Origin of the sequence: Microbaculum mangrovi (assembly GCF_051390635.1) — a bacterium.
In the GTDB taxonomy this organism is placed as follows: Bacteria; Pseudomonadota; Alphaproteobacteria; order Rhizobiales; family Tepidamorphaceae; genus Microbaculum.
In genome coordinates, this window is the sequence record NZ_JBPODT010000001.1 from 203145 (window position 1) to 223083 (window position 19939).

At 66.8% G+C, this 19939-nt stretch carries 17 protein-coding genes; 12 read left to right on the forward strand and 5 right to left on the reverse strand.

The annotated features are described in order from the left end of the window. The first annotated feature begins 117 nt into the window (after positions 1 to 117). From ACSF9G_RS01020 to flaF, 4 genes are all read left to right on the forward strand, one after another. On the forward strand, positions 118 to 1668 hold the full coding sequence (locus ACSF9G_RS01020) for a flagellin N-terminal helical domain-containing protein (protein WP_436637318.1): 1551 nt from the start codon (positions 118 to 120) through the stop codon (positions 1666 to 1668). A 237-nt stretch (positions 1669 to 1905) separates the two neighbouring features. After that, positions 1906 to 3456 (forward strand): flagellin N-terminal helical domain-containing protein, encoded by a 1551-nt coding sequence (locus ACSF9G_RS01025; RefSeq protein ID WP_436637320.1) that lies wholly within the window; start codon positions 1906 to 1908, stop codon positions 3454 to 3456. 113 nt (positions 3457 to 3569) lie between these two features. After that, the gene (gene flbT / locus ACSF9G_RS01030; RefSeq protein ID WP_436637322.1) at positions 3570 to 4007 is read left to right on the forward strand and encodes a flagellar biosynthesis repressor FlbT; all 438 of its coding nucleotides are present in this window, start codon (positions 3570 to 3572) and stop codon (positions 4005 to 4007) included. Next, on the forward strand, positions 3946 to 4314 hold the full coding sequence (gene flaF / locus ACSF9G_RS01035; RefSeq protein WP_261616388.1) for a flagellar biosynthesis regulator FlaF: 369 nt from the start codon (positions 3946 to 3948) through the stop codon (positions 4312 to 4314). The genes flbT and flaF overlap by 62 nt, the downstream gene beginning before the upstream one ends. Before the next feature lie 171 nt (positions 4315 to 4485). Here flaF and ACSF9G_RS01040 read toward each other — a convergent pair whose 3' ends face one another. From ACSF9G_RS01040 to ACSF9G_RS01050, 3 genes are all read right to left on the reverse strand, one after another. Beyond that, complete coding sequence (locus ACSF9G_RS01040) at positions 4486 to 5997, reverse strand: flagellar biosynthesis protein FlgL (protein ID WP_436637325.1); 1512 nt, start codon at positions 5995 to 5997, stop codon at positions 4486 to 4488. A 5-nt stretch (positions 5998 to 6002) separates the two neighbouring features. Next, positions 6003 to 8153, reverse strand: a complete 2151-nt coding sequence (gene flgK / locus ACSF9G_RS01045) for a flagellar hook-associated protein FlgK (protein WP_436637327.1) — start codon at positions 8151 to 8153, stop codon at positions 6003 to 6005. A gap of 79 nt (positions 8154 to 8232) precedes the next feature. After that, positions 8233 to 9606, reverse strand: a complete 1374-nt coding sequence (locus tag ACSF9G_RS01050; RefSeq protein ID WP_436637329.1) for a flagellar hook protein FlgE — start codon at positions 9604 to 9606, stop codon at positions 8233 to 8235. 250 nt (positions 9607 to 9856) lie between these two features. On the opposite strand from ACSF9G_RS01050, the gene ACSF9G_RS01055 reads away from it, so the two are divergent. From ACSF9G_RS01055 to ACSF9G_RS01065, 3 genes are all read left to right on the forward strand, one after another. Continuing rightward, positions 9857 to 10702: an AAA family ATPase gene (locus ACSF9G_RS01055; protein ID WP_436637331.1), complete on the forward strand. Its 846-nt coding sequence runs from the start codon at positions 9857 to 9859 to the stop codon at positions 10700 to 10702. Between the two features lie 160 nt (positions 10703 to 10862). Beyond that, positions 10863 to 11414 (forward strand): fasciclin domain-containing protein, encoded by a 552-nt coding sequence (locus ACSF9G_RS01060; protein ID WP_436637333.1) that lies wholly within the window; start codon positions 10863 to 10865, stop codon positions 11412 to 11414. A gap of 278 nt (positions 11415 to 11692) precedes the next feature. Next, entirely contained in the window at positions 11693 to 12154 is a 462-nt protein-coding gene (locus ACSF9G_RS01065) for a BA14K family protein (protein WP_436637335.1), read from the forward strand. Between the two features lie 52 nt (positions 12155 to 12206). On the opposite strand, the gene ACSF9G_RS01070 is transcribed toward ACSF9G_RS01065, so the two are convergent. Both ACSF9G_RS01070 and ACSF9G_RS01075 read right to left on the reverse strand, forming a co-directional pair. Then, entirely contained in the window at positions 12207 to 13682 is a 1476-nt protein-coding gene (locus ACSF9G_RS01070) for a diguanylate cyclase (protein WP_436637337.1), read from the reverse strand. Between the two features lie 165 nt (positions 13683 to 13847). After that, positions 13848 to 15155 carry an NAD(P)/FAD-dependent oxidoreductase gene (locus ACSF9G_RS01075; protein WP_436637339.1) on the reverse strand — a complete coding sequence of 436 codons (1308 nt, stop codon included), beginning with the start codon at positions 15153 to 15155 and terminating at the stop codon, positions 13848 to 13850. 105 nt (positions 15156 to 15260) lie between these two features. Between ACSF9G_RS01075 and ACSF9G_RS01080 the strand changes: the two genes are divergently transcribed. The 5 genes from ACSF9G_RS01080 (at position 15261) to ACSF9G_RS01100 (ending at position 19865) form a co-directional block, all read left to right on the forward strand. Next, entirely contained in the window at positions 15261 to 16028 is a 768-nt protein-coding gene (locus tag ACSF9G_RS01080; protein ID WP_436637341.1) for an enoyl-CoA hydratase, read from the forward strand. 17 nt (positions 16029 to 16045) lie between these two features. After that, a complete protein-coding gene (locus tag ACSF9G_RS01085) occupies positions 16046 to 16570 on the forward strand; it encodes a SixA phosphatase family protein (protein ID WP_436637343.1) in 525 nt (174 codons plus the stop codon). A gap of 64 nt (positions 16571 to 16634) precedes the next feature. Beyond that, the gene (locus tag ACSF9G_RS01090) at positions 16635 to 18146 is read left to right on the forward strand and encodes a YcjX family GTP-binding protein (RefSeq protein ID WP_436637345.1); all 1512 of its coding nucleotides are present in this window, start codon (positions 16635 to 16637) and stop codon (positions 18144 to 18146) included. Next, positions 18143 to 19231, forward strand: a complete 1089-nt coding sequence (locus tag ACSF9G_RS01095; RefSeq protein ID WP_436637347.1) for a YcjF family protein — start codon at positions 18143 to 18145, stop codon at positions 19229 to 19231. Before ACSF9G_RS01090 ends, ACSF9G_RS01095 begins: the two co-directional genes overlap by 4 nt. A gap of 106 nt (positions 19232 to 19337) precedes the next feature. Next, positions 19338 to 19865 (forward strand): hypothetical protein, encoded by a 528-nt coding sequence (locus ACSF9G_RS01100; protein ID WP_436637349.1) that lies wholly within the window; start codon positions 19338 to 19340, stop codon positions 19863 to 19865. Positions 19866 to 19939: the final 74 nt, after the last annotated feature.

Sequence of the window (19939 nt, forward strand, 5' to 3'; positions counted from 1 at the left end):
AAATCGAACGATTCGCCCTTCCCGATTAACCGACCCTTAGGACGCGCCCGGTTAGAACGGCGTCATGCGGCCAGGAAGGCCGTTTGTTGAGTAACAGATCCAGAAAAGGATTGAACAATGGCTGACATTACCCTGTCCGCTGGCGTGCGGCAGAATCTCCTCTCGCTGCAGAAAACCGCCGACCTGATGGCCTCCACGCAGAACCGTCTTGCCACCGGCAAGAAGGTCAACTCGGCCCTCGACAACCCGACCAACTTCTTCACCTCGGCCTCGCTGCAGACCCGCGCTTCGGATCTGTCGGCCCTGCTCGACTCCATGTCGAACGGCGTGAAGACGCTGGAAGCCGCCGACAACGGCCTCACCTCGATCACCAAGAACCTCGAGTCGATGCAGTCGACCCTGCGTCAGGCGCGTCAGGACAAGTCGTTCAAGACCACGTCCTACTCGGTCGACCTGGGCGCCAACCCGGCCGGCACCGAGACCCTGTCGTTCTCCGGCGGTTCCGTCGGCGCGACGGCGGTCGACGTCGAACTGACCGAAGCCCAGGGCGTCTTCACCGGCGCCGGTTTCGCCGCCCTCGACTTCGACAGCGCGGCTGACAACAGCTACGCCGGCACGCTCGACTTCGACGTTGCAGTTGACGGCGGTACGGCCCAGTCGATCTCGATCACCGCGGTCGACGCCGACACCCTCGCCATCACCGTCGACGGCGGTGCGGCGACCAACGTCGACGTTGCCGACGTCGAGGCCGTCACCTCGACGGAACTGGAGAGCGTGCTCAACGCGGGCTTCGCCGCCAACAACGTCGACATCACCGCCAGCACCGACGGCGGTGAGCTGGTGCTCACGTCCAACACGGCCAGCAACGCCGGCACGGCCGCCGTTGCGGTGACGAATGTCGCCGAGACTCTGGCCGGTGCCAGCGACTCCGGTCTCGCCGGCGGCGCCGGCAGCCTCGGTGCGGTGACCGCCAAGTCGGTCGACCTGCTGGTCGATGAAATCAACGGCAACGCCGGCCTGACCGACAAGATCCGTGCGTCGAACGACAACGGCAAGCTGCGCATTGAGAACCAGTCGACTCAGGAGCTGACCGTGACCGGCGCTTCGGCGGGTGCCATCGTCGACGGCGGCTCCGGCACGGCGACGATCGGCGGCAACGGTGTCCGGTCCGACCTGGCGACGCAGTTCAACCTGCTTCGCGACCAGCTCGACAAGCTGTCGGACGACTCCTCGTTCAACGGTGTCAACCTGCTGCGCGGCGACAACCTGAAGATCAACTTCAACGAGACCGGAACGTCGACGCTCAACATCCAGTCCAAGGATGGCGCGACGATCAACTCCGCCAATCTCGGCCTGATGTCGGTCGAAGCCGCGGATCTGGACAGCGACGACAACATCGACGCGCTCCTGTCGACAGTGTCCGATGCTCTGAACACGATCCGTTCGCAGTCGTCGTCCTTCGGTTCGAACCTGTCGATGGTCGAGAACCGCCAGGACTTCTCCAAGTCGATGAAGAACACCCTGCAGACCGGCGCCGACAACCTGGTGCTGGCCGATACCAACGAGGAAGGCGCCAACATGCTGGCCCTGCAGACCCGCCAGCAGCTCTCCTCGGTCGCTCTGTCCCTGGCCTCGCAGGCCGACCAGGCGGTGCTCCGCCTGTTCTGATCCCTTCTCAGGGACGACCGTTACTGGCGGCGGGGCCTCGGCCCCGCCGCTTTTTTTATGGCTTTTCCTTCCCCTGACTTCCCTTCTCCCGCGGTCCGACATCCGACCGGATAAGAACTTGTTAACCGTAATTCTTTACCAACCTCTACAAGAGGTTAACGCGCTGATTCCGGCCCCGAGGACACGATCGGAGCCGCGCCCAGCGCTGACTATCGGTTGCGGGAAGAGGAATGAACGATGTCTGACATTACCCTGTCCATGGGCGTGCGGCAGAACCTGCTCTCGCTGCAGAAAACCGCCGACCTGATGGCCACGACGCAGCACCGTCTCGCCACCGGCAAGAAGGTCAACTCGGCCCTCGACAACCCGACCAACTTCTTCACCTCGGCCTCGCTGCAGACCCGCGCCCGCGAACTGTCGGCACTGATCGATTCCATGTCGAACGGCGTGAAGACCCTGGAAGCCGCCGACAACGGCCTGACCTCGATCACCAAGAACCTGGAGTCGATGCAGTCGACCCTGCGTCAGGCGCGCCAGGACAAGTCGTTCAAGACCATGTCCTACAATGTCGACCTGGGCGCCAGCCCGGCCGGCACCGAGACCCTGTCGCTCTCCGGCGGCGCGATCGGCGCGACGGCCGTCGATATCGACCTGACCGAAGCCCAGGGTGTCTTCACCGGCGCCGGCTTCGCCGCCCTCGACTTCGACAGCGCGGCTGACAACAGCTACGCCGGCACGCTCGACTTCGACGTTGCCGTCGACGGCGGTGCGGCCCAGTCGATCTCGATCACCGCGGTCGACGCCGACACCCTCGCCATTACCATCGACGGCGGCGCGGCGACCAACGTCGATGTCGCCGACGTCGAGGCCGTCACGTCGACCGATCTGCAGAACGTGCTCAATGCGGGCTTCGTCGCCAACGGTGTCGACATCACCGCCAGCACGTCCGGCGGCGAGCTGGTGCTGACGTCCAACACGGCCAGTGACGCCGGCACGGCCGCGGTCGCGGTGACGAATGTCGCCGAGACCCTGGCCGGCGCCAGTGACTCCGGTCTCGCCGGCGGCGCCGGCAGCCTCGGCACGGTATCCGCCAAGTCGGTCGACCTGCTGGTCGACCAGATCAACGGCGACGCCAGCCTGAAGGACAAGATCCGCGCCTCCAACGACAACGGCAAGCTGCGCATCGAGAACCAGTCGACGCAGGAGCTGACCATCACCGGCGCTTCGGCGGGTGCCATCGTCGACGGCAACGCCGGCACCGCGACGATCGGCGGCAACGCGGTTCGGTCCGACCTCGCGACGCAGTTCAACCTGCTGCGCGACCAGCTCGACAAGCTGGCAGACGATTCCTCGTTCAACGGTGTCAACCTGCTGCGCGGCGACCACCTGAAGATCAACTTCAACGAGACCGGCACGTCGACGCTCAACATTCAGACCAAGGACGGCAAGGCCATCAGCTCGTTCAATCTGGGTCTGACGTCGATCGATCCGGCCGATCTGGACAGCGACGCCGACATCGACGCCATCATCGCCAGTGTCAGCTCGGCGCTCGACGCGATCCGTTCGCAATCGTCCGCCCTCGGTTCCAACCTGTCGATGGTCGAGAACCGGCAGGACTTCACCGACGCGATGAAGAACACGCTGCAGACCGGTGCCGACAACCTGGTGCTGGCCGACTCCAACGAGGAAGGCGCGAACATGCTGGCCCTGAAGACCCGCCAGGAGCTCTCCTCGGTCGCGCTGTCCCTGGCCTCCGAGGCTGACCAGGCGGTGCTCCGCCTGTTCTGACGCCGGCCCGGCTTTTCACGGTTGCGGCGGCGGGGCCTCGGTCCCGCCGTTTTCTTTTCGGGTAATCTGCAAAAGCGATTCTTCGCACCCGAAACAAAGCGCGAGGCACGACGATGGCACTCAAGGTCGAGCTGAAGCCCGGCGAACGGTTTATTCTCGGCACCGCCGTGATCACCAATGGCGGCCAACGCTCCCGGCTATATATCGAAGGCGACATCCCCATCCTGCGGGAAAAGGACATCCTGACGCCCGAATCGGCCGACACGCCGGCCAAGCGGATCTACCTTGCCGTACAGGTCATGTACCTGGACGGAGAGACCCAGGCGCGCCACGACATCTACTTCGAACTGGTGAACGACGTGGTCCGGGCGGCACCAAGCACCCTGCCCTACGTGGACCGGATCAATAATCAGATCTTAACCGGATTTCTTTACAAAGCTCTTCGCGAAGCCAAGGCGCTAATCGAGTACGAAGAGGAACTACTGGAACATGCAAAATTCGGCGGCGCAGCTGTACGCCAGCACAGCCCAGAAAACGAGCAGCCCGCGTGATCTCGAGGCAGACCTGCTCATAAAAGCCGCGGCAAAGCTCCAGCGTGTTTGCGACGATTGGCCGAACCGGAAGCCCGAGCTGGACGAGGCACTGACGTTCAACCGCCGCCTCTGGACAATCTTCGCCACCTCCGCCACGAAGCCGGAAAACCCGCTTCCGCATCAGGTCAAGCAGAACATCGCCAATTTGTCGCTGTTCATCTTCAATCAGACCATCGATCTTCAGACCAACCCGCGCCCGGAAAAGGTGCCCTCGCTGATCTCGATCAACCGCGAGCTGGCCGCCGGACTGCGCGCCACGAGTTGATACGGTCCCAGCCATAGGGGAGCTGTAGAATGCGCCGAAGTCGGGAAAATCGACGCTTTCCTTCTCCGAAGATCTATCGCAAGGCGGCCCTGGTGGCCGCCTTTTTCGTTTCGGAAGGCAGACGACGTCAGCGCTGCAAACGCGGCAGGACCCGCCGCTGAGACCCGGGCGTCAGAGGAAGTTGACGAGGCTGAGCTGCGACAGCACCGCGGTCGTCTGGTAGCTCGCCTCCAGCCGCGTCTGTAGCTGCAGGATCTTCACCGCCACCTCGTCGCGGTCGGCGACCTCCACCTCCGACAACAGCTGCACGGCCGTGGCCTTGGTCGCCGTATGGCGCTCATCGGCCTGTCCGGAGACGTACTGCGCCGTCGTGATCTCGGCATAGATGGCTTCGACTGTCTGTCGCTTGTCCGGGAACGACAGGTTGCTCACCACCCGGCTTGTCATCGCCGAGTAGCGCTCCCGCTCGACGTCGGGATTGTTTGGATCGAAGGTCTGCGCCGCGAGGACCGCGAGATTCTGGATCGTCCAGCGGAACGCCTCCTCGTTGCCGCGCGCGCCGTAGGCGACCGAGATGGATTCGTCGATCCTCGCGATCGCCGTCGAGCGCGAGTCGCTCGTCAGGTCGCCGTCGCCCACATACCAGAACACGGTGTCGGCGGGCGTCCCGTCGCGCAGGGCCGTGGCCGTGTCGAACGGCGGGCCGTCGACGCGCTGCGGCGGGTTGGCGTCGTCCATGTTGAAGAAGTCGTCGGCCGCCGCGTAGCCGGACGCGGCCCGCAGCTCCGTGGCCGCCTCCGTCTCAAGGCTTGTAACGAGCGCGGCCTGGAAGTTCGCGGCCGTGGTGGTCTCGTCGGCGCCTATCTCGAACGTGCCGGGGTCCCCGCCCTCGCCGGCCGCGACGGCGGTAAGCTCGACGACCGTCTCCGTGCCATCCGGCATGGATAGGGTCAGGCGCGCGGTCTCGCCGGCTTCGGGCAGCGTCGCGGAGAAGGACAGCGTCGCCTGCGGCGGCACGCCGGCCGGCCCCGTCGCCGTCGTCCCGGTCAGGGTCGTGGCGAGCTGAACGATCTTGAAGCCGAACGGACTGCCGTCGACGTCCTCGGAAATGGCGACGTCCGCGGCCGCGGGAACCGGCACGACGAGACGGCCGAGCCCGTCGGCGCCCATATCGGCCTGCATCCGCTCCGACAGATGCTGCTTGAAGCCGGCGCGCGCGCCCGCGCCGTCCATGATCGCCGGCGTCGGCTCGACCGGTTCCGCATCGGTCCTGCGCCCCGCGAACAGGTAGCGGCCGCCGACCTCGGAACGCAGCAGCGACAGCGCCTCGTCCAGCGCCGCCTCGGCCCGCAGCTGGGTCGACGAGCGGTTTCCGTCCGTCAGGACATAATCCGGCACCATCGCGTCGGTACGGATCTCGCGGCCGATATTGCTGAAGCGGTCGATCGCCTGGGTCATCACATTCATGCGCAGCGAGATCGTCTGGATCGTCGACTTGTAGGCGTCGGTGATGGAGGTCCTTGACCGCATCGCGATGCTGAGCGTCCGGTCCGGCCCGAGCGTGCCGTAGGTCGCCGCCTTCTTTCCGGTGGCTAACTGGCGCTGCAGATCGAACAGTTTCTCGCGCGACTCGATGATGCCGCGCGTCCAGCCGAGAGACTTCGACAGGGGAGGAACGCTCATGCCGTCTACATCCTCATCAGAAGGTCCATCATCTCACGGAACGCCGTGATCAGACGGGTGTTGGCCTGATAGGCCGTCTGCAGCTCGATCAGATGGGCCATTTCCTGGTCGATATTGACGCCCGACCGCGAGGTGAACCGCTCCTCGAGCTGGGCAACCACCGTTTCCTGGGCTTCGGCCGCCTGGCTGACGTCCTGCGACAGCGCGCCCTGATAGGAGATGATGCGCTGGACGAAACCGGAGACCGTGCCCGTATACGGCGTCGACCCCGCCACCTTCGTCTCCGCCGGGAACGTGATCTGCATCTGCGTGAGGCGCTGCAGCATGTCGAGCGGGCGCGACGGATCGCCGATCTCGATCCCCGCGCCGTACTGGACCAGCTTCGTGTTGTCGGCCAGCAGCGCCGCGTTGACGGCGATGCGGCCGGCGAAACCGATCCGCTGGGGTGTTCCCTCCAGGCTCCCCGAATAGGGGTTGGTGCCGTCGACGAAGAGCGGGATCCCGAGCCCGTTGCCATCCAGCGACGTGTTCGTGATCGACGCGCCCACGGACGTGATGGCGGAGGTGTTGAAGGAGCCCTCGGAAAGCCCCGTCGCCGTCCCGACGGACGGATTGGAGAAGGTGATGGCGAAACCGTCGGCGGGGGTATCGCCGGTGATGACGAGGTCGCCCGCGGTGATCGTCGCGCCGATGCCGGGAAGACCGTCCAGCCATTGCTGCAGGTCCTGCCCTGTCGTCGCCGGGCCGAAATTGAAGACGTTGTCGACGCCGTTGACATTGATCGTCAGCGCCTCGCCGTTTAGCCCGGCCAGGTTCAGCGTCGAGCCGTCGGCACCGTAGAGCGAGCCGGTCGAGCTCGCCGTCGCATCGCCGTCGTCCAGGAACCGCAGCACGTTGCCGCCCGGCGCCGAGACGTTGACCTGCGCGCCCAGCGCGGCGTTGAGCTGCGCCGCGACGGACGCGTAGCCGCCGGAGAAGTCGACGCCGATGACGATGTCGTTGGGATCGGCCGTGACACTGCTGTCGATCGGCAGGCTCGCCGGGTCGTCGACCCGGATGATCGTGTAGGTCTGCTCGACCCCGCCGGGCTCCGTCGCCAGCGTCAGGCTGACCCGGTCGCCGGACTGAATCCCGGTCAGGTCGACCTCGAAGCCGTTTTGGCTGCCCACCGTGGTCGCGGTGCCGTCGACGCTGCGCTCCGACAGCGAGCGCGCCAGGGCTTCGGCGAGAACGTCGAGCTGCGCCTGGGCATCGACCAGGAACTCGTCGCGCAGCTCCAGCAGCGCCGCGATCTTGCCCGAACGGATCTGCTTGTTCTCGATGAGATCGAGCACCGCGCCGTTCTGAGACACGATCCGGATCGTGCCGGCGCCGCGCTCGGCCGGGTCGGCCGAGTAGAGCGACTGCGGCGTCATGGTGCCGCGCTGATCGAACTGCAGCTCCACGGGCAACAGGTCGAGCAGCATCGTGCCCGACTTCGTCATGATGCTGACGGTGCCGCGCTCGCGCTCCAGCACCTGGATGTCCATCAGCTCGCTGAGCTCGGAGATATAGCCGTCGCGGATGTCGAGCAGGTCCGCCGGCGGCGACTCGAGCTGGTCGCGGCTGCCGATATCCATGTTGATCTTGGCGATTTTGCCGAGCAGCTCGTTGGCCCGCTGCACCGCGTCGCCGATGCCGCGCTCGGTCTCCAGCCGCATCGCCTGGATGTCGGAAGACAACTGGTTCAGGTTGCCGGCGAGAACCTGAGCGTCGCGCAGCGCCTGCTCGCGCGCGATGAACGAATCCGGACTGGTCGACAGCGCCTCCATCGACGAGCGGAAGGTGTTGAAAAGCGTGTCGATCCCGTTCGCTGAGCCGGGCTCGCCCAGCATCAGGTCGAGCTGGTCGTAGTATTGCTTGAGGATGCGGACATACCCGGCGCCGCTGTTTTCCAGCCGCAACTGCCGCTGCACCAGCGAGTCCACGTCGCGCACGATGTCGCCGATGCGGATGCCCGTGACATTGCTGCCGACGACCATCGTCGAGCGTTCGAGCGTCTTGCGGGTATAGCCGGGGGTATCGGCGTTGGAGACGTTGCGCGAGACGACGTCGAGCCCGGCCTGTGTCACCCGCAGGCCCGAAAGCGCCGATCCGAGTACGCCGTAGAGACCCATTGTGCCTGCCGCCTCCTAGGGAACGATCACGGGGAACGATCGGGCCCGGCCGGTGCCGGGCCCGTGATTGCGATCCGCCTCAGCGGATCATGTTGAGCACTTCCTGGAGCATCTCGTTGCTGGTCGTGACGATGCGGGTTCCGGCCGCGTAGGCCTGCTGCGTGACGATCAGCTTGGTGAATTCGTCGGCGATGTCGGTATTCGAGCTTTCCACCGAGGCGCCGATGATCGAGCCCTGCGCCCCGAGGATCGCCGGGCCCGAGTCCTGGGTCACCGCATAGGTGCCGCCGTCCATTTTCTGCAGCCGGTTCTCGGCATTGAAGGACGCCAGCCGCACTTCGTAGAGATCGACGGTGCGGCCGTTGGTGTAGCTCGCCACGATGCGTCCCGCTTCCGAGATCGACACCCCGACCAGCTCGCCGGCGGCATAGCCGTTCTGCCTGAGCTCCGTAACCTGCGCGTTGCCGTTGGAGTCGGCGAACTGGGTGATGCCGTTGACGCCGTGCTTGAGGGTGATGTCGCCCACGTTCACGCCGTTCACCGTCACGCCGGTCAGGTTCACCTGCGCGATATCGGGCGTGAGCTGGCCGGAGGAATTGAAGACGTAGTCCTGTCCGACATTGAGCCAGGCGGTGTCGGTGCCGGTCGCGTTGGAATCCACCTGATAGAACAGGTTCCAGGTGTCCGAGCCGCCGCCGTTGGTGTTGTCGACCTTGGCCCAGCGCATCTGGATGTTCACCGGAGCGCCGGCGGAATCGTAGACGGTGATCGCGCTGCCCGAGATCGACTGGTCCAGGAAGGTCGAGACGTCCTGGCCCTGGATGAGCCCGTCGGCGCCCGCGGTCGGGTTGTTGTTGTAGTCGGCCGGATTCAGCAGCTCGCTGTCCGGGATGTCCGGATCCGCGGCGGTCGTCATCGGATAGGACGACAGGTTGGCGCGCAGGTCGATCTGCGACGTGGCCTGGGCCGGCAGGAAGTCGTTGGTGATGCGCACCGGTTCCGGCAGGCTACCGACGAGGTTGCCGGTCTGCGGGTCGACGCGGATCGCCTTCAGGTAGTTGCCCGCGCCGTTGACCAGGTAGCCGCTGCGGTCGAACTCGAAGTCGCCGCGGCGGGTGAAGTAGTCGACGCCGCCGAACACCGGGTTGCCGTCGGCCATGTCGGCGCGCTGCTCGACGATGAAGAAGCCGTCGCCGTTGATGCCCATGAAGGTCGGCACCTCGGCGGCACGGATGTCGCCCTGCACGTTGTTGGTCGCCCGGGTGAATACCTGAACGCCGCCGGCGAGCTGCTTGTAGTACGGGGAATCCGGCACCAGATCGGCGAACGTCGTCTCCGTCCGCTTGAAGCCGATCGTCTGCGAATTGGCGATGTTGCCGGACACGTGCTCGAGCGCGAATGACTGCGCCTTCAGCCCCGACACCGCCGTTGCCAGCGCCCCATAGATACCCATAGCTCGTTCCTCCGATGAAATACGCGGAGTTCGGCCCAACTGGCCGCACCCATCCGCTGGCACGGGCAGCAATCGCCGTGCCAGCATGCCGCCCCCAATAAATTCAAGGACTTATCGAGAATCCCGGTCGGCGGTTCCGCATCCGATGCGGAAGAAATTCCCCGCTGCGGCAAAAAATGCCGCGCGCCGGTAGCCGCATTGTCGGAACTGCGCTACCAGTTGCCGCGCAATGGATTTGGGAGCCGCCGGAATGCGTTTCGAGGGTACTGGAAGCTACGTCGCCACCGAGGATCTGCGGATCGCCGTCAATGCCGCGATCACGCTGGAGCGCCCGCTGCTGGTCAAGGGCGAGCCCGGGACGGGCAAGACGGTCCTTGCCCACGAGATGGCCAACAGCCTCGGCGTGCCGCTGCTGGAATGGCACATCAAGTCCACGACCAAGGCCCAGCAGGGCCTGTACGAGTACGACGCCGTCAGCCGCCTGCGCGACAGCCAGCTCGGCGACGAGCGCGTCCACGACATCCGCAACTACATCCGCCGCGGCCGGCTTTGGGATGCCTTCACCGCCGAGCAGCGCCCCGTCCTTCTCATCGACGAGATCGACAAGGCCGATATCGAGTTCCCCAACGACCTGCTGCAGGAACTCGACCGCATGGAATTCTTCGTCTACGAGACCGGCGAGATGATCCATGCGCGCGTCCGCCCGATCGTCGTCATCACCTCCAACAACGAGAAGGAGCTGCCCGACGCCTTCCTGCGCCGGTGCTTCTTCCACTACATCCGCTTTCCCGATCCCGACACCATGTCGGCGATCGTCGACGTCCACTTCCCCGGCCTCAAGAAGCGCCTTCTCCAGGAAGCGCTGTCGATCTTCTACGACATCCGCGACGTGCCGGGCCTCAAGAAGAAGCCCTCCACATCCGAGCTGCTCGACTGGATCAAGCTCCTGCTGTCCGAGGACATCGACGAGACCGCACTGCGCGAGCGCGATCCCAAGAAGCTGATCCCGCCGCTGCATGGCGCGCTGCTCAAGAACGAGCAGGACGTCCACCTGTTCGAGCGCCTGGCCTTTATGACGCGGCGCGGCGGCAACTAGCCCCTTTCCTCGTCGGATCGGGGCCACCCGGCCGGGGAAACCTCTGAATCACGTCCGGCTCACACGAACTTGAACGGCGGCGACAAGGCCGCCGGCCGAATGGATGCGTAGCTCCCGCCAATCCTCCACGAGAGGTCAACCACGGTTACGGGAGAACGACATGAAACCGTTCAAGTACGCTGTCTTCGGAATTGCCGGCCTGGCGCTCGCCGCCGCCGTATCGACGCCCTCGATCGCCAAAATGGTCGGTGGTGCCGAGATGTATGCGTCGAAAAACATCGTCGAGAACGCCTCGGCCTCCCAGGACCACAAGACCCTTGTCGCCGCCGTCCAGGCCGCCGGTCTGGTCGAGACGCTCCAGGGCGAAGGCCCCTTCACGGTCTTCGCGCCGGTCGACGCGGCTTTCGAGAAGCTGCCCGCCGGCACCGTGGAAACGCTGCTCCAGCCCGACAACAAGGACCAGCTGGTTGCCGTTCTCACCTACCATGTGGTTCCCGGTGACGTGACCGCGTCGGCCCTCGTCGACAAGATCGCGGCGATGGGCGGCAAGGCGGAACTGACGACCGTGCAGGGCGCCACCCTGACCGCCATGCTCGACGGCGACGCCGTCAAGATCATGGACGCGAAGGGCAATACCGCGACCGTCACCGTCGCCGACGTCGATCAGTCCAACGGCGTCATCCACGTCATCGATACGGTTCTGCTTCCCTGACCTATCGGCCGTCCGGCCGAAGCGGGACCGCGGTCGGTTCGACCGCGGTCCCTTTCCGTTTTCGGTGTAGAAGAATCGGGCATGCGACGGCCGCACGGGCCGCCCGTGTTGGCCTCGAATCGTTTGGATAGACACCTGTCTTCCAGTACGATAGCCACGGTCTCGCCGGGACCGGAAAACGCGTCCCGGTCATGGCGGCACGCACCGAAACGCGACGCCATGGCAAGAAACGCGAGTCCATCGGAACGCATTGGCGGAAGAACCACAGGAACCAGCAGATGAAAACCAGACTTGCAACGATTGCATGCGCCGCGCTCGTTTCGCTGGGCATGGCGGGCAATGCCGCCGCCCAGTCGCACGCGAGCTGCGACGCCTATGCCCGCGACTACGCCAAGCGCGTCTCCTCCGGCACCGAGGTGCTCGGCGGCGCGGCGGTGGGCGCGGTGGGCGGCGCGATCATCGGCGGCATCATCGGTGGCAGCAGGGGAGCCGGCACGGGCGCCCTGATCGGTGGCGGCACCGGCGCCGTGGGTGGCGCTGCGACCCACGCCCAGCGCTACCAGAACGCCTACGACACCGCCTACTACAACTGCATGAACCAGCGCGCGGCGCAGCCTGCCGGCGGCATGCAGCCCTGGACGCCGGCCTGGTACCAGTACTGTTCGTCGAAGTATCGCTCGTTCGACCCGAATACGGGCTACTACACGACCTACAGCGGCCAGAAGCGGTTCTGCCAGTAGGCCGACGAGACCGGACGCCGGGCCCCGAGGCCCGGCGTCTTTGCTTTACCGGTCAGCCAGTTTCCGCATCGAGCGCATGCGCGACGGCGCAGCTGCATTCGACCCGGTTGCGGCCCTGCCACTTGGCGGCGTAGAGCGCCTCGTCCGCCAGCGCCACCAGGGTCTCGACATCGCAGGGCGGCTGAATCGTCGTCACCCCGAAACTCGCCGTCACCTTGATTGGCCGACCGGGATTGCCGTGCTCCGTCTCGGCGATGATCCGGCGTAGGGTTTCGGCGATCTGGCAGCCGTAGTCGTCACGCGCCTCGGGCAGGAACACGCCGAACTCCTCGCCGCCGAGGCGACCGAACACGGCGTCGTCGCCGAAATGCCCGGAGACGATCCGGGCGATTTCACGAAGAACGCCGTCTCCCGCCGGGTGGCCGTAGCGATCGTTCACCGCCTTGAAATCGTCGATATCGAACAGGATCAGCGCCGATTGCGGCGCCGTTTCGTCGGCCCCGTCCAGGCAATCGGTCATGGACTGGATGAAGCGGCGGCGGTTGGCGATCCCCGTCAGCGGGTCGGTTTCGGCGAGCTGCTTGAGCTCGGCCTCCAGACGCCGGCGCCGCGCCACTTCCGAGCGCAGCTCCGCGTTCACCTTGACCAGGCTCGCATGCTGGGTCTCCAGCGTCTGCATGGTCTTCTGCAGCTGCGTCAGGTCGGAGATGGTGATCGCCAGCCCGTCGCCGACCCTGGCGCTGCTGATACGGTAGACGCCGCCCCGGGCGCCCGACGCCTCCAGCGACTCGTAGACGCTGGTGACTCCGGTCTCCAGGCTCGCGAGAAGATCGGGCCAAACGCTTTCGAGATCCGCGAGCGGCAGCACCGATTTCAGCCGCTTGCCCACCAGATCGACCGGGTCGTCGCCGAACAGCGCCGCCGCCGAACTGTTGATCGCCGTGATCTCGAAATCGTCGACCGCGCCGATGGGGTCGCGCGCGGCCGAAACCACCAGGACGCCGTGCTGGCTGGCGTTGAAGACCGCGCGGATCAGGTCGTAGTTGTCGGCCCGCGACCGCACGTACACGAGCATCCCGGCGTTGCCGTTTTCCTGGCGCAGCGGCAGCAAGAGCCGCTCGCTGGCGCCGGGAATGCCGAAACTGACCTTGCGCTGGACGGTGAATGTCGGCGCGCCCGTCTCGACGCAGTACTTGTAGCGCGGCATGTAGGCCCGCGCGGTGGGATACGGCATCTCGCCCAGCAGGCGCCCCGTGGGGTCGTGGCCGAAGAGCGCGGAAACCTGTTCGCCGACGACCTCAAAGCGGAAGTCGCCGTTCTCGGCGTTCAGAAGCATGAGGTTGACGCCGGCGGGCCCGACGATGTGCCTGGCAAACCGGTCCCGACGCGGCAGCCCCCCGTCCTCGCGCGCGGCATGACGCCAGTCGTCGAGCAGGTCCCGAACCTCGGCGAAGACGGTCCGCCTTTCAATCCCATCAAAGTAAATTTCGATTTCCGGTTGTCCCGCCGCAGATCCAAGTGACGCCACGTTTATTTTGCTCCCGTGCCGATCGTCTGGTGGTCCTCGCCCCGGAGTTAGCTACGTAGCGTCAGAAACTGAAAAAGTTCGTGTTTATAAAACTAGAATTGTATCGATTACGGATTTTAGGCGGCAAAAAGACGAGATCCCGACGCCCCCGTCCCCGGGCCGAACTCACGCGGACCCGTCGCCGCGACGGGCTCTGCGCTCTTCCAGAGCGTCGAGAAATTGCAACTTCCAGTATATGAACTGGGTTGCCGCACGGCCGAGCGATCCGCCGGCCCACAGCGGGCGATACGGCCTGAACCGCTTCCAGGTGTCGTCGCCGCCGGCGATGGCGCGCGCGATCAGGCTGCCGCCGATCGCCGTGGTATTGAGTCCGTGCCCGCCGAACGCCGTGCAGGCCCACAGGCCTTCGCCGATGCGCCCGATCAGCGGCATCTTGTGCACCGCGTACCCCATCAGGCCGCCCCAGGCGAAATCGACGCGGAAGTCGCCGAGCTGCGGATAGATCGCCAGGATGTCGCGCTTCAGCATCTCCGCCAGCCGCGCCGGCTCGGAGCGGCGCGTGGTGATGCGCCCGCCCCACAGCAGCCGGCCATCCTCGACGATCCGGTAGTAGTCGGAGGCGCGCCGGGTGTCGCCGATGCAGCCGCCAAACCGGATCGCCTCGGCCAGACGGTCGGCCATCGGCTCGGTGACGATCACGTAGGTCGCGACCGGCAGCACCGCCCGGTCGATCTGCCGCCACAGCCTCGGCGGATAGGCGCTGCCCGCAAGCACCAAGTGGCGCGCCGACACCGTGCCCCGCGGCGTCTCGACGATCCAGCCGGCACGCCCGCGATCGAGCCGCTGCGCCGGCGTCCCCTCGCAGATCCGCGCGCCCTTCGCCTCGGCGTCGGCGGCCAGCGCCAGCGCATAGTTGAGCGGATGGATATGGAACGCGGTCGTGTCGTGCAGCCCCTGGAAGTAGGTGTTCGTCCTCAGGGTCTCGCGCACCCGTTCGGTCGGCCAGAAATCCCGCGGATGCCCGTAGCGGGTCGCCATGGTCTCGGCGCGGCGCTTCAGCCCCTCCGCGTCGTCGTAGCGGATCACCTTCAGCCAGCCCGGCACCGGGTCTACGCCCGCCGGCTTCAGGTCGTCGATCGCCCCGCGCACATAGTCCACGCCCTCGACGGACAGGTCCCACAGCGCCCTTGCATGCTCGTAGCCGAGCTTGTCCTCGATCGCGTCGATGCCTTCGGCATAGCCCGGCGAGACGAAACCGCCGTTGCGGCCGGACGCCGCCCAGCCGACGCGCGCGCTTTCCACCAGCACCACCGAGCGTCCGGCGGCGGCGAGCTCCCGCGCGGTGGTGAGACCCGCGAGCCCGCCGCCGATCACGCAGACCTCGGCCTCTGCCTTCCCCGCCAGCGGCGGCCGGGCCGGCGCCTCCGTCATGGTCGCGGCATAAAAGCTGTCTATGTGGGCTGGATCGGTCATCTACAGTCTCGCGCGCGCTACGCTGGCTGACGTCACTGGGACGGCTGGTTATGGTATGCAGCGTCCTTCGGCAAGCCGCCGGAAGGATACAACCGGGAAATCGAAATGAGCGACCACATCCAGAGCCGCCGCGAGGGCCACGTCCTCGTCGTCCGCATCGCGCGGCCGGACAAGAAGAACGCCCTGACCGTCGACATGTACGCCGCGCTGGCCGATGCGATCGCCGGCGCCGAGGCGGACCGCGATGTGCGCGCCATCGTCCTGCTCGGCAGCGAAGGCACCTTCTGCGCCGGCAACGACATCGGCGACTTCCTGTCGCGTCCCCCGCACGACGAGGACGCGCCGGTGGTGCGCTACCTCAGGGCGCTCGCCCGCTCGACCGTTCCGCTCATCGCCGGCGTCGACGGCGACGCGGTCGGCATCGGCACCACCACGCTGCTGCACTGCGACATGGTGTTCGTGACCGCGCGGGCGAAGCTGCGCCTGCCCTTCGTCAATCTCGGGCTGGTGCCGGAAGCCGGCTCGACGCTGCTGCTGCCGCGGCTGCTCGGCCACGTGCGCGCCGCCGAGTTGATCATGCTGGGCGATCCCTTCGACGGGGCGCGTGCCGTCGAGCTCGGCATCGCCAACCATGTCGTCGCGCCCGAGGCGCTGGAGGCCGACGTCATGGACGTCGCCGCCCGTATCGCCGCGCAGCCGCCCTCCGCCATGCGCGAGTCCAAGCGGCTCCTGAAGGGCGACGTTGCCGCCCTAGAGGCGCGGATCCTGGAGGAAGTGCGCATCTTCACCGCCCAGCTGTCCTCGCCCGAGGCGCGCGAGGCGTTCACCGCCTTCATGGAAAAGCGCAAGCCCGATTTCTCCAAGATCGCCTGACCCCGGAGCCCGATCCCATGCCCCGCCTGCTTTTGCTCCGCCACGCCAAGTCGTCCTGGTCCGAACCCGGCCGCGCCGATTTCGACCGTCCGCTCAACAGCCGCGGGCGATCCGCGGCACCCGCGATCGCGAAGTTCATGGTGCAGCAGGGCCTGTTGCCGCAGCGCATCGTCTGCTCCACCGCCCAGCGGGCCCGCGAGACCCTGGCGCTGATGCTGCCGCACATGGCCTCCGACATGGAGGTGGCATTCCTCCGCCGCCTCTACGAGGCCGACGCCGAGGGCTATCTGACCGCCGCGCGGATGGCCGGCGGCACCGCCAACACGCTGATGCTGGTCGGCCACAACCCGGCGATGGAAGAAGTGGCGATGGTGCTGGCGCCGGCCGGCGACGCCCGGGCGCTGACGCTGATGCGCGAAAAATACCCGACCGGCGCGCTCGCCGTCATCGATTTCGACGGCCCGCGCTGGGACGAGATCGGCCCCGGTTCCGGCCGCCTGACCGCCTTCTGCACGCCCAAGATGCTCGACGTAGAAGATTGAAATAGAAGCGTTTTCCGACCCGCTATTTCGAAAGCGAGCCATCGCTCCTACATTGCTGACGGGAATGACCGGCAGTGAGCGCAGCGTGACCAGAACGTCCATCGCCGACGAGGCCCGGCTCGCGGTCGGCAATCTCATCGATTTCGCAGGCGGCCTCGTCGCCCCCTCGCTGAGGCTCGGGGTCACCGGCCTGTCGCGCTCGGGAAAGACGGTGTTCATCACCGCCCTCGTCCACAATCTCGTCCACGGCGGCCGCCTGCCGGTGTTCGACGCCATGGCCGAGGGACGCCTGTCGCGCGCCCATCTCGATCCGCAGCCAGACGACGACGTGCCCCGCTTCGACTACGAGGCCCATGTCGAGGCGCTCACCGGCAAGGACCGGCACTGGCCGGAGTCGACGCGCCGGGTCAGCGAGCTCAGGGTCACGATCGAATACGAGTCGGCCACCTTCTGGGGCAGCCGGGTCGGCCCCGGCAAGCTGCATCTGGATATCGTCGACTACCCCGGCGAGTGGCTGCTCGACCTGCCGCTCCTGAACCAGAGCTACGCCGACTGGTCGGCCCGCACGATCGCGCAGTCGCGCGTGGCGCCGCGATCGCGGCTGGCGGCCGACTGGCACGCCCATCTTCAGACGCTGGATCCCGACAGTCCCGACGACGAGACCGCCGCCCGCATGGCCGCCGAGCTCTTCACCACCTATCTGCGCGCCTGCCGCGACGAGCGCTTCTCGCTCTCCGCCCTGCCGCCCGGCCGGTTCCTGATGCCCGGCGACCTCGAGGGCTCGCCGGCGCTCACCTTCGCGCCCCTCGACTTGCGCCCGGACGCCCGCGCCGGCCGGCATACGCTCGCCGCGATGATGGAGCGCCGCTACGAGGCCTACAAGTCCGTGGTGGTGAAGCCGTTCTTCCGCGATCATTTCGCCCGCCTCGACCGCCAGATCGTGCTGGTCGACGCGCTGCAGGCCCTGAATGCCGGCCCCTCGGCGATCGCCGACCTGGAAACCGCCCTGTCGGAGATCCTCGCCTGCTTCCGGCCCGGACGCGCGAGCTGGCTGTCGCGCATCCTCACCCGCCGCATCGACCGGATCGTCTTTGCCGCCACCAAGGCCGACCACCTGCACCACCGCAGCCACGACCGGCTCGAGGCGATCCTGTCGCGCCTCGTCCAGACCGCCGCCGCGCGCGCCGCCTTCGCCGGCGCCGAGGTCGACGTGGTCGCCCTGGCCTCCGTCCGCGCCACCCGCGAGGCGACCGTCAGGCGCGGGCGCGAGAGCCTCGACTGCATCGTCGGCACGCCCGAGAAGGGCCAGCGCGTCGACGGCGAGACGTTCGACGGCAAGGAGGAAATCGCCATATTTCCCGGGGATTTACCCGCAGATCCGGAATCGGTTTTCGAACACCCTGAATCAATCTTCGAAGTCCCTGAATCGGTTTCCGAGGACGAAGCCGAGGCCTATCGCTTCGTGCGCTTCCGCCCGCCGGCCCTTCAGCGCACCGCCGAAGGCCTGTCGCTGTCGCTGCCCCACATCCGGCTCGACCGGACGCTGCAGTTCCTGATCGGAGACCGGCTCGCATGAGTGACAAGAAGATCCGCCGCCCGGCCGCATTCAGGCTGTCCGACGCCGCCGTCCTGGTCGAGGACCCGGGCGCCCCGCACGAGACCCCTGGCGCGACGTCACGCGCCAGGGCGAAGACGAAGCCCAGGGCGGTCCTCACGCCGGAAGCCGAGGACGCCTTCGCGGCGGACACCGGTGGCGCGCTTGTCGAGGTACCGCCCGCGCCGCGGCGCGGCTTTGCCTGGGGCAAGCTGTTCTTCGGTGCGTTCGGCGCCCTCCTCTCGTTCGCCGTCGGCATCTGGATCACCGATTTCGTCGCCGGCCTGTTCGCCCGCAACGACGTGCTCGGCTGGATCGCGCTCGGCCTCGCCGGCCTCACCGCCCTGGCCCTGCTGGTGGTGGTCGGCCGCGAGATCGCCGGCCTCATGCGCCTGTCCCGCGTCACCCATCTGCGGGCCGATGCCGACGCGGCCGCCGCCGACGACGACCGCGACGCCGCGCGCCGCATCGTCCGCGAGACGGTCGCGCTCTATGCCCGCCGGCCGGAGACGGCCCGGGCGCGAACCGCCGTCAGCGAGCATGCCGGCGAGATCATCGACGGCCGCGACCTTCTGCGGCTGGCCGAGAAGGAACTGATGACCCGCATGGACGCGGAGGCCCGGACGCTGATCACCGGCGCGGCTGGCCGGGTCTCGGTGGTGACAGCGATCAGCCCGCGCGCCCTCGTCGACATCGCCTATGTGCTGATCGAGACGGTGCGCCTCGTGCGCCGCATCGGCATGCTCTACGGCGGGCGTCCGTCCGGGCTTGCCCTCTATCGCCTGCTGAAGCTGTCGATCGCCCATCTCGCGGTCACCGGGGGCATCGCCATGACCGACAGCCTGGTCCAGCAGCTCGTCGGCCACGGCGTGGCCGCGCGCCTGTCGGCCCGGCTCGGCGAAGGCGTCATCAACGGCATGATGACGGCCCGCGTCGGCCTGGCCGCGCTCGACGTCTGCCGCCCCCTGCCCTGGCTCGCCAACAGCCCGCCCGGCATCTCCGACGTCATGTCGACCCTGGTGGCCGGCTCCGGAGACAAGGGCAAGGCCGCCGCAAAGGCCGATTGACGATCCCCCCGCCGATGGGCCATTTAAGTACTTGGCGCGCACATTTCGCCGCCTATCGATTCGCCGCCGTCACAAAAGCGCCGCGAGTTTGGATGAGAAAACCCGCATGATCCGCTCCGTTTCACGCCTTTCGGCCGCTGTTGCCGTCCTTTTCGCGCTCGCCGTCCCCGGCGCACAAGCCGGCGAGAACGGCTTCCTCAAGGGGTTCACCGGGGAATGGCGCGGCACCGGAGCGGTCCGCACCGCCGGCAACGCCCCGCAGGAAAAGCTGGTCTGCCGCGTCGACGGCACGCTGCGCGGCGACGACCAGCTGGAATTGAGCGGACGCTGCGGCGGCGAGCGCTTCACCGGCACCTTCAAGGTCTCGCTGACCTACAATCCCGTGAAGGGCTACTATTCAGCCGTGTGGCAGGACTCGCTCGGCTCCAAGAGCCCGCCGCTGACGGGACTGCGCAATGGCAGGCGGCTGGTCTTCAAGGTACGCCACAACGATTTCGAGACCGATGGTCGCGCGGTGTCCACCCTCGTCGTCGATCCCGAGAACACCCGCTTCCGCATCGTCGGCCGCACCATGTCCGAAGCCGGCAGTGACGACTTCGTCTCCGCCGACCTGATGTTCCTCGCGGCCAAATAGAGTATCCGGCGCCCTGCCACCTCTGGTGGCCTGACGCAGGGGAATCATGCCATCGTCTCCCGGCAAACTTCTTG

Coding starts and splice junctions, on each gene's coding strand:
- ACSF9G_RS01020 (WP_436637318.1), top strand. CDS start 118: ATGGCTGACATTACCCTGTCCGCTGGCGTGCGGCAGAATCTCCTCTCG.
- ACSF9G_RS01025 (WP_436637320.1), top strand. CDS start 1,906: ATGTCTGACATTACCCTGTCCATGGGCGTGCGGCAGAACCTGCTCTCG.
- flbT (WP_436637322.1), top strand. CDS start 3,570: ATGGCACTCAAGGTCGAGCTGAAGCCCGGCGAACGGTTTATTCTCGGC.
- flaF (WP_261616388.1), top strand. CDS start 3,946: ATGCAAAATTCGGCGGCGCAGCTGTACGCCAGCACAGCCCAGAAAACG.
- ACSF9G_RS01040 (WP_436637325.1), bottom strand. CDS start 5,997: ATGAGCGTTCCTCCCCTGTCGAAGTCTCTCGGCTGGACGCGCGGCATC.
- flgK (WP_436637327.1), bottom strand. CDS start 8,153: ATGGGTCTCTACGGCGTACTCGGATCGGCGCTTTCGGGCCTGCGGGTG.
- ACSF9G_RS01050 (WP_436637329.1), bottom strand. CDS start 9,606: ATGGGTATCTATGGGGCGCTGGCAACGGCGGTGTCGGGGCTGAAGGCG.
- ACSF9G_RS01055 (WP_436637331.1), top strand. CDS start 9,857: ATGCGTTTCGAGGGTACTGGAAGCTACGTCGCCACCGAGGATCTGCGG.
- ACSF9G_RS01060 (WP_436637333.1), top strand. CDS start 10,863: ATGAAACCGTTCAAGTACGCTGTCTTCGGAATTGCCGGCCTGGCGCTC.
- ACSF9G_RS01065 (WP_436637335.1), top strand. CDS start 11,693: ATGAAAACCAGACTTGCAACGATTGCATGCGCCGCGCTCGTTTCGCTG.
- ACSF9G_RS01075 (WP_436637339.1), bottom strand. CDS start 15,155: ATGACCGATCCAGCCCACATAGACAGCTTTTATGCCGCGACCATGACG.
- ACSF9G_RS01080 (WP_436637341.1), top strand. CDS start 15,261: ATGAGCGACCACATCCAGAGCCGCCGCGAGGGCCACGTCCTCGTCGTC.
- ACSF9G_RS01085 (WP_436637343.1), top strand. CDS start 16,046: ATGCCCCGCCTGCTTTTGCTCCGCCACGCCAAGTCGTCCTGGTCCGAA.
- ACSF9G_RS01090 (WP_436637345.1), top strand. CDS start 16,635: ATGACCGGCAGTGAGCGCAGCGTGACCAGAACGTCCATCGCCGACGAG.
- ACSF9G_RS01095 (WP_436637347.1), top strand. CDS start 18,143: ATGAGTGACAAGAAGATCCGCCGCCCGGCCGCATTCAGGCTGTCCGAC.
- ACSF9G_RS01100 (WP_436637349.1), top strand. CDS start 19,338: ATGATCCGCTCCGTTTCACGCCTTTCGGCCGCTGTTGCCGTCCTTTTC.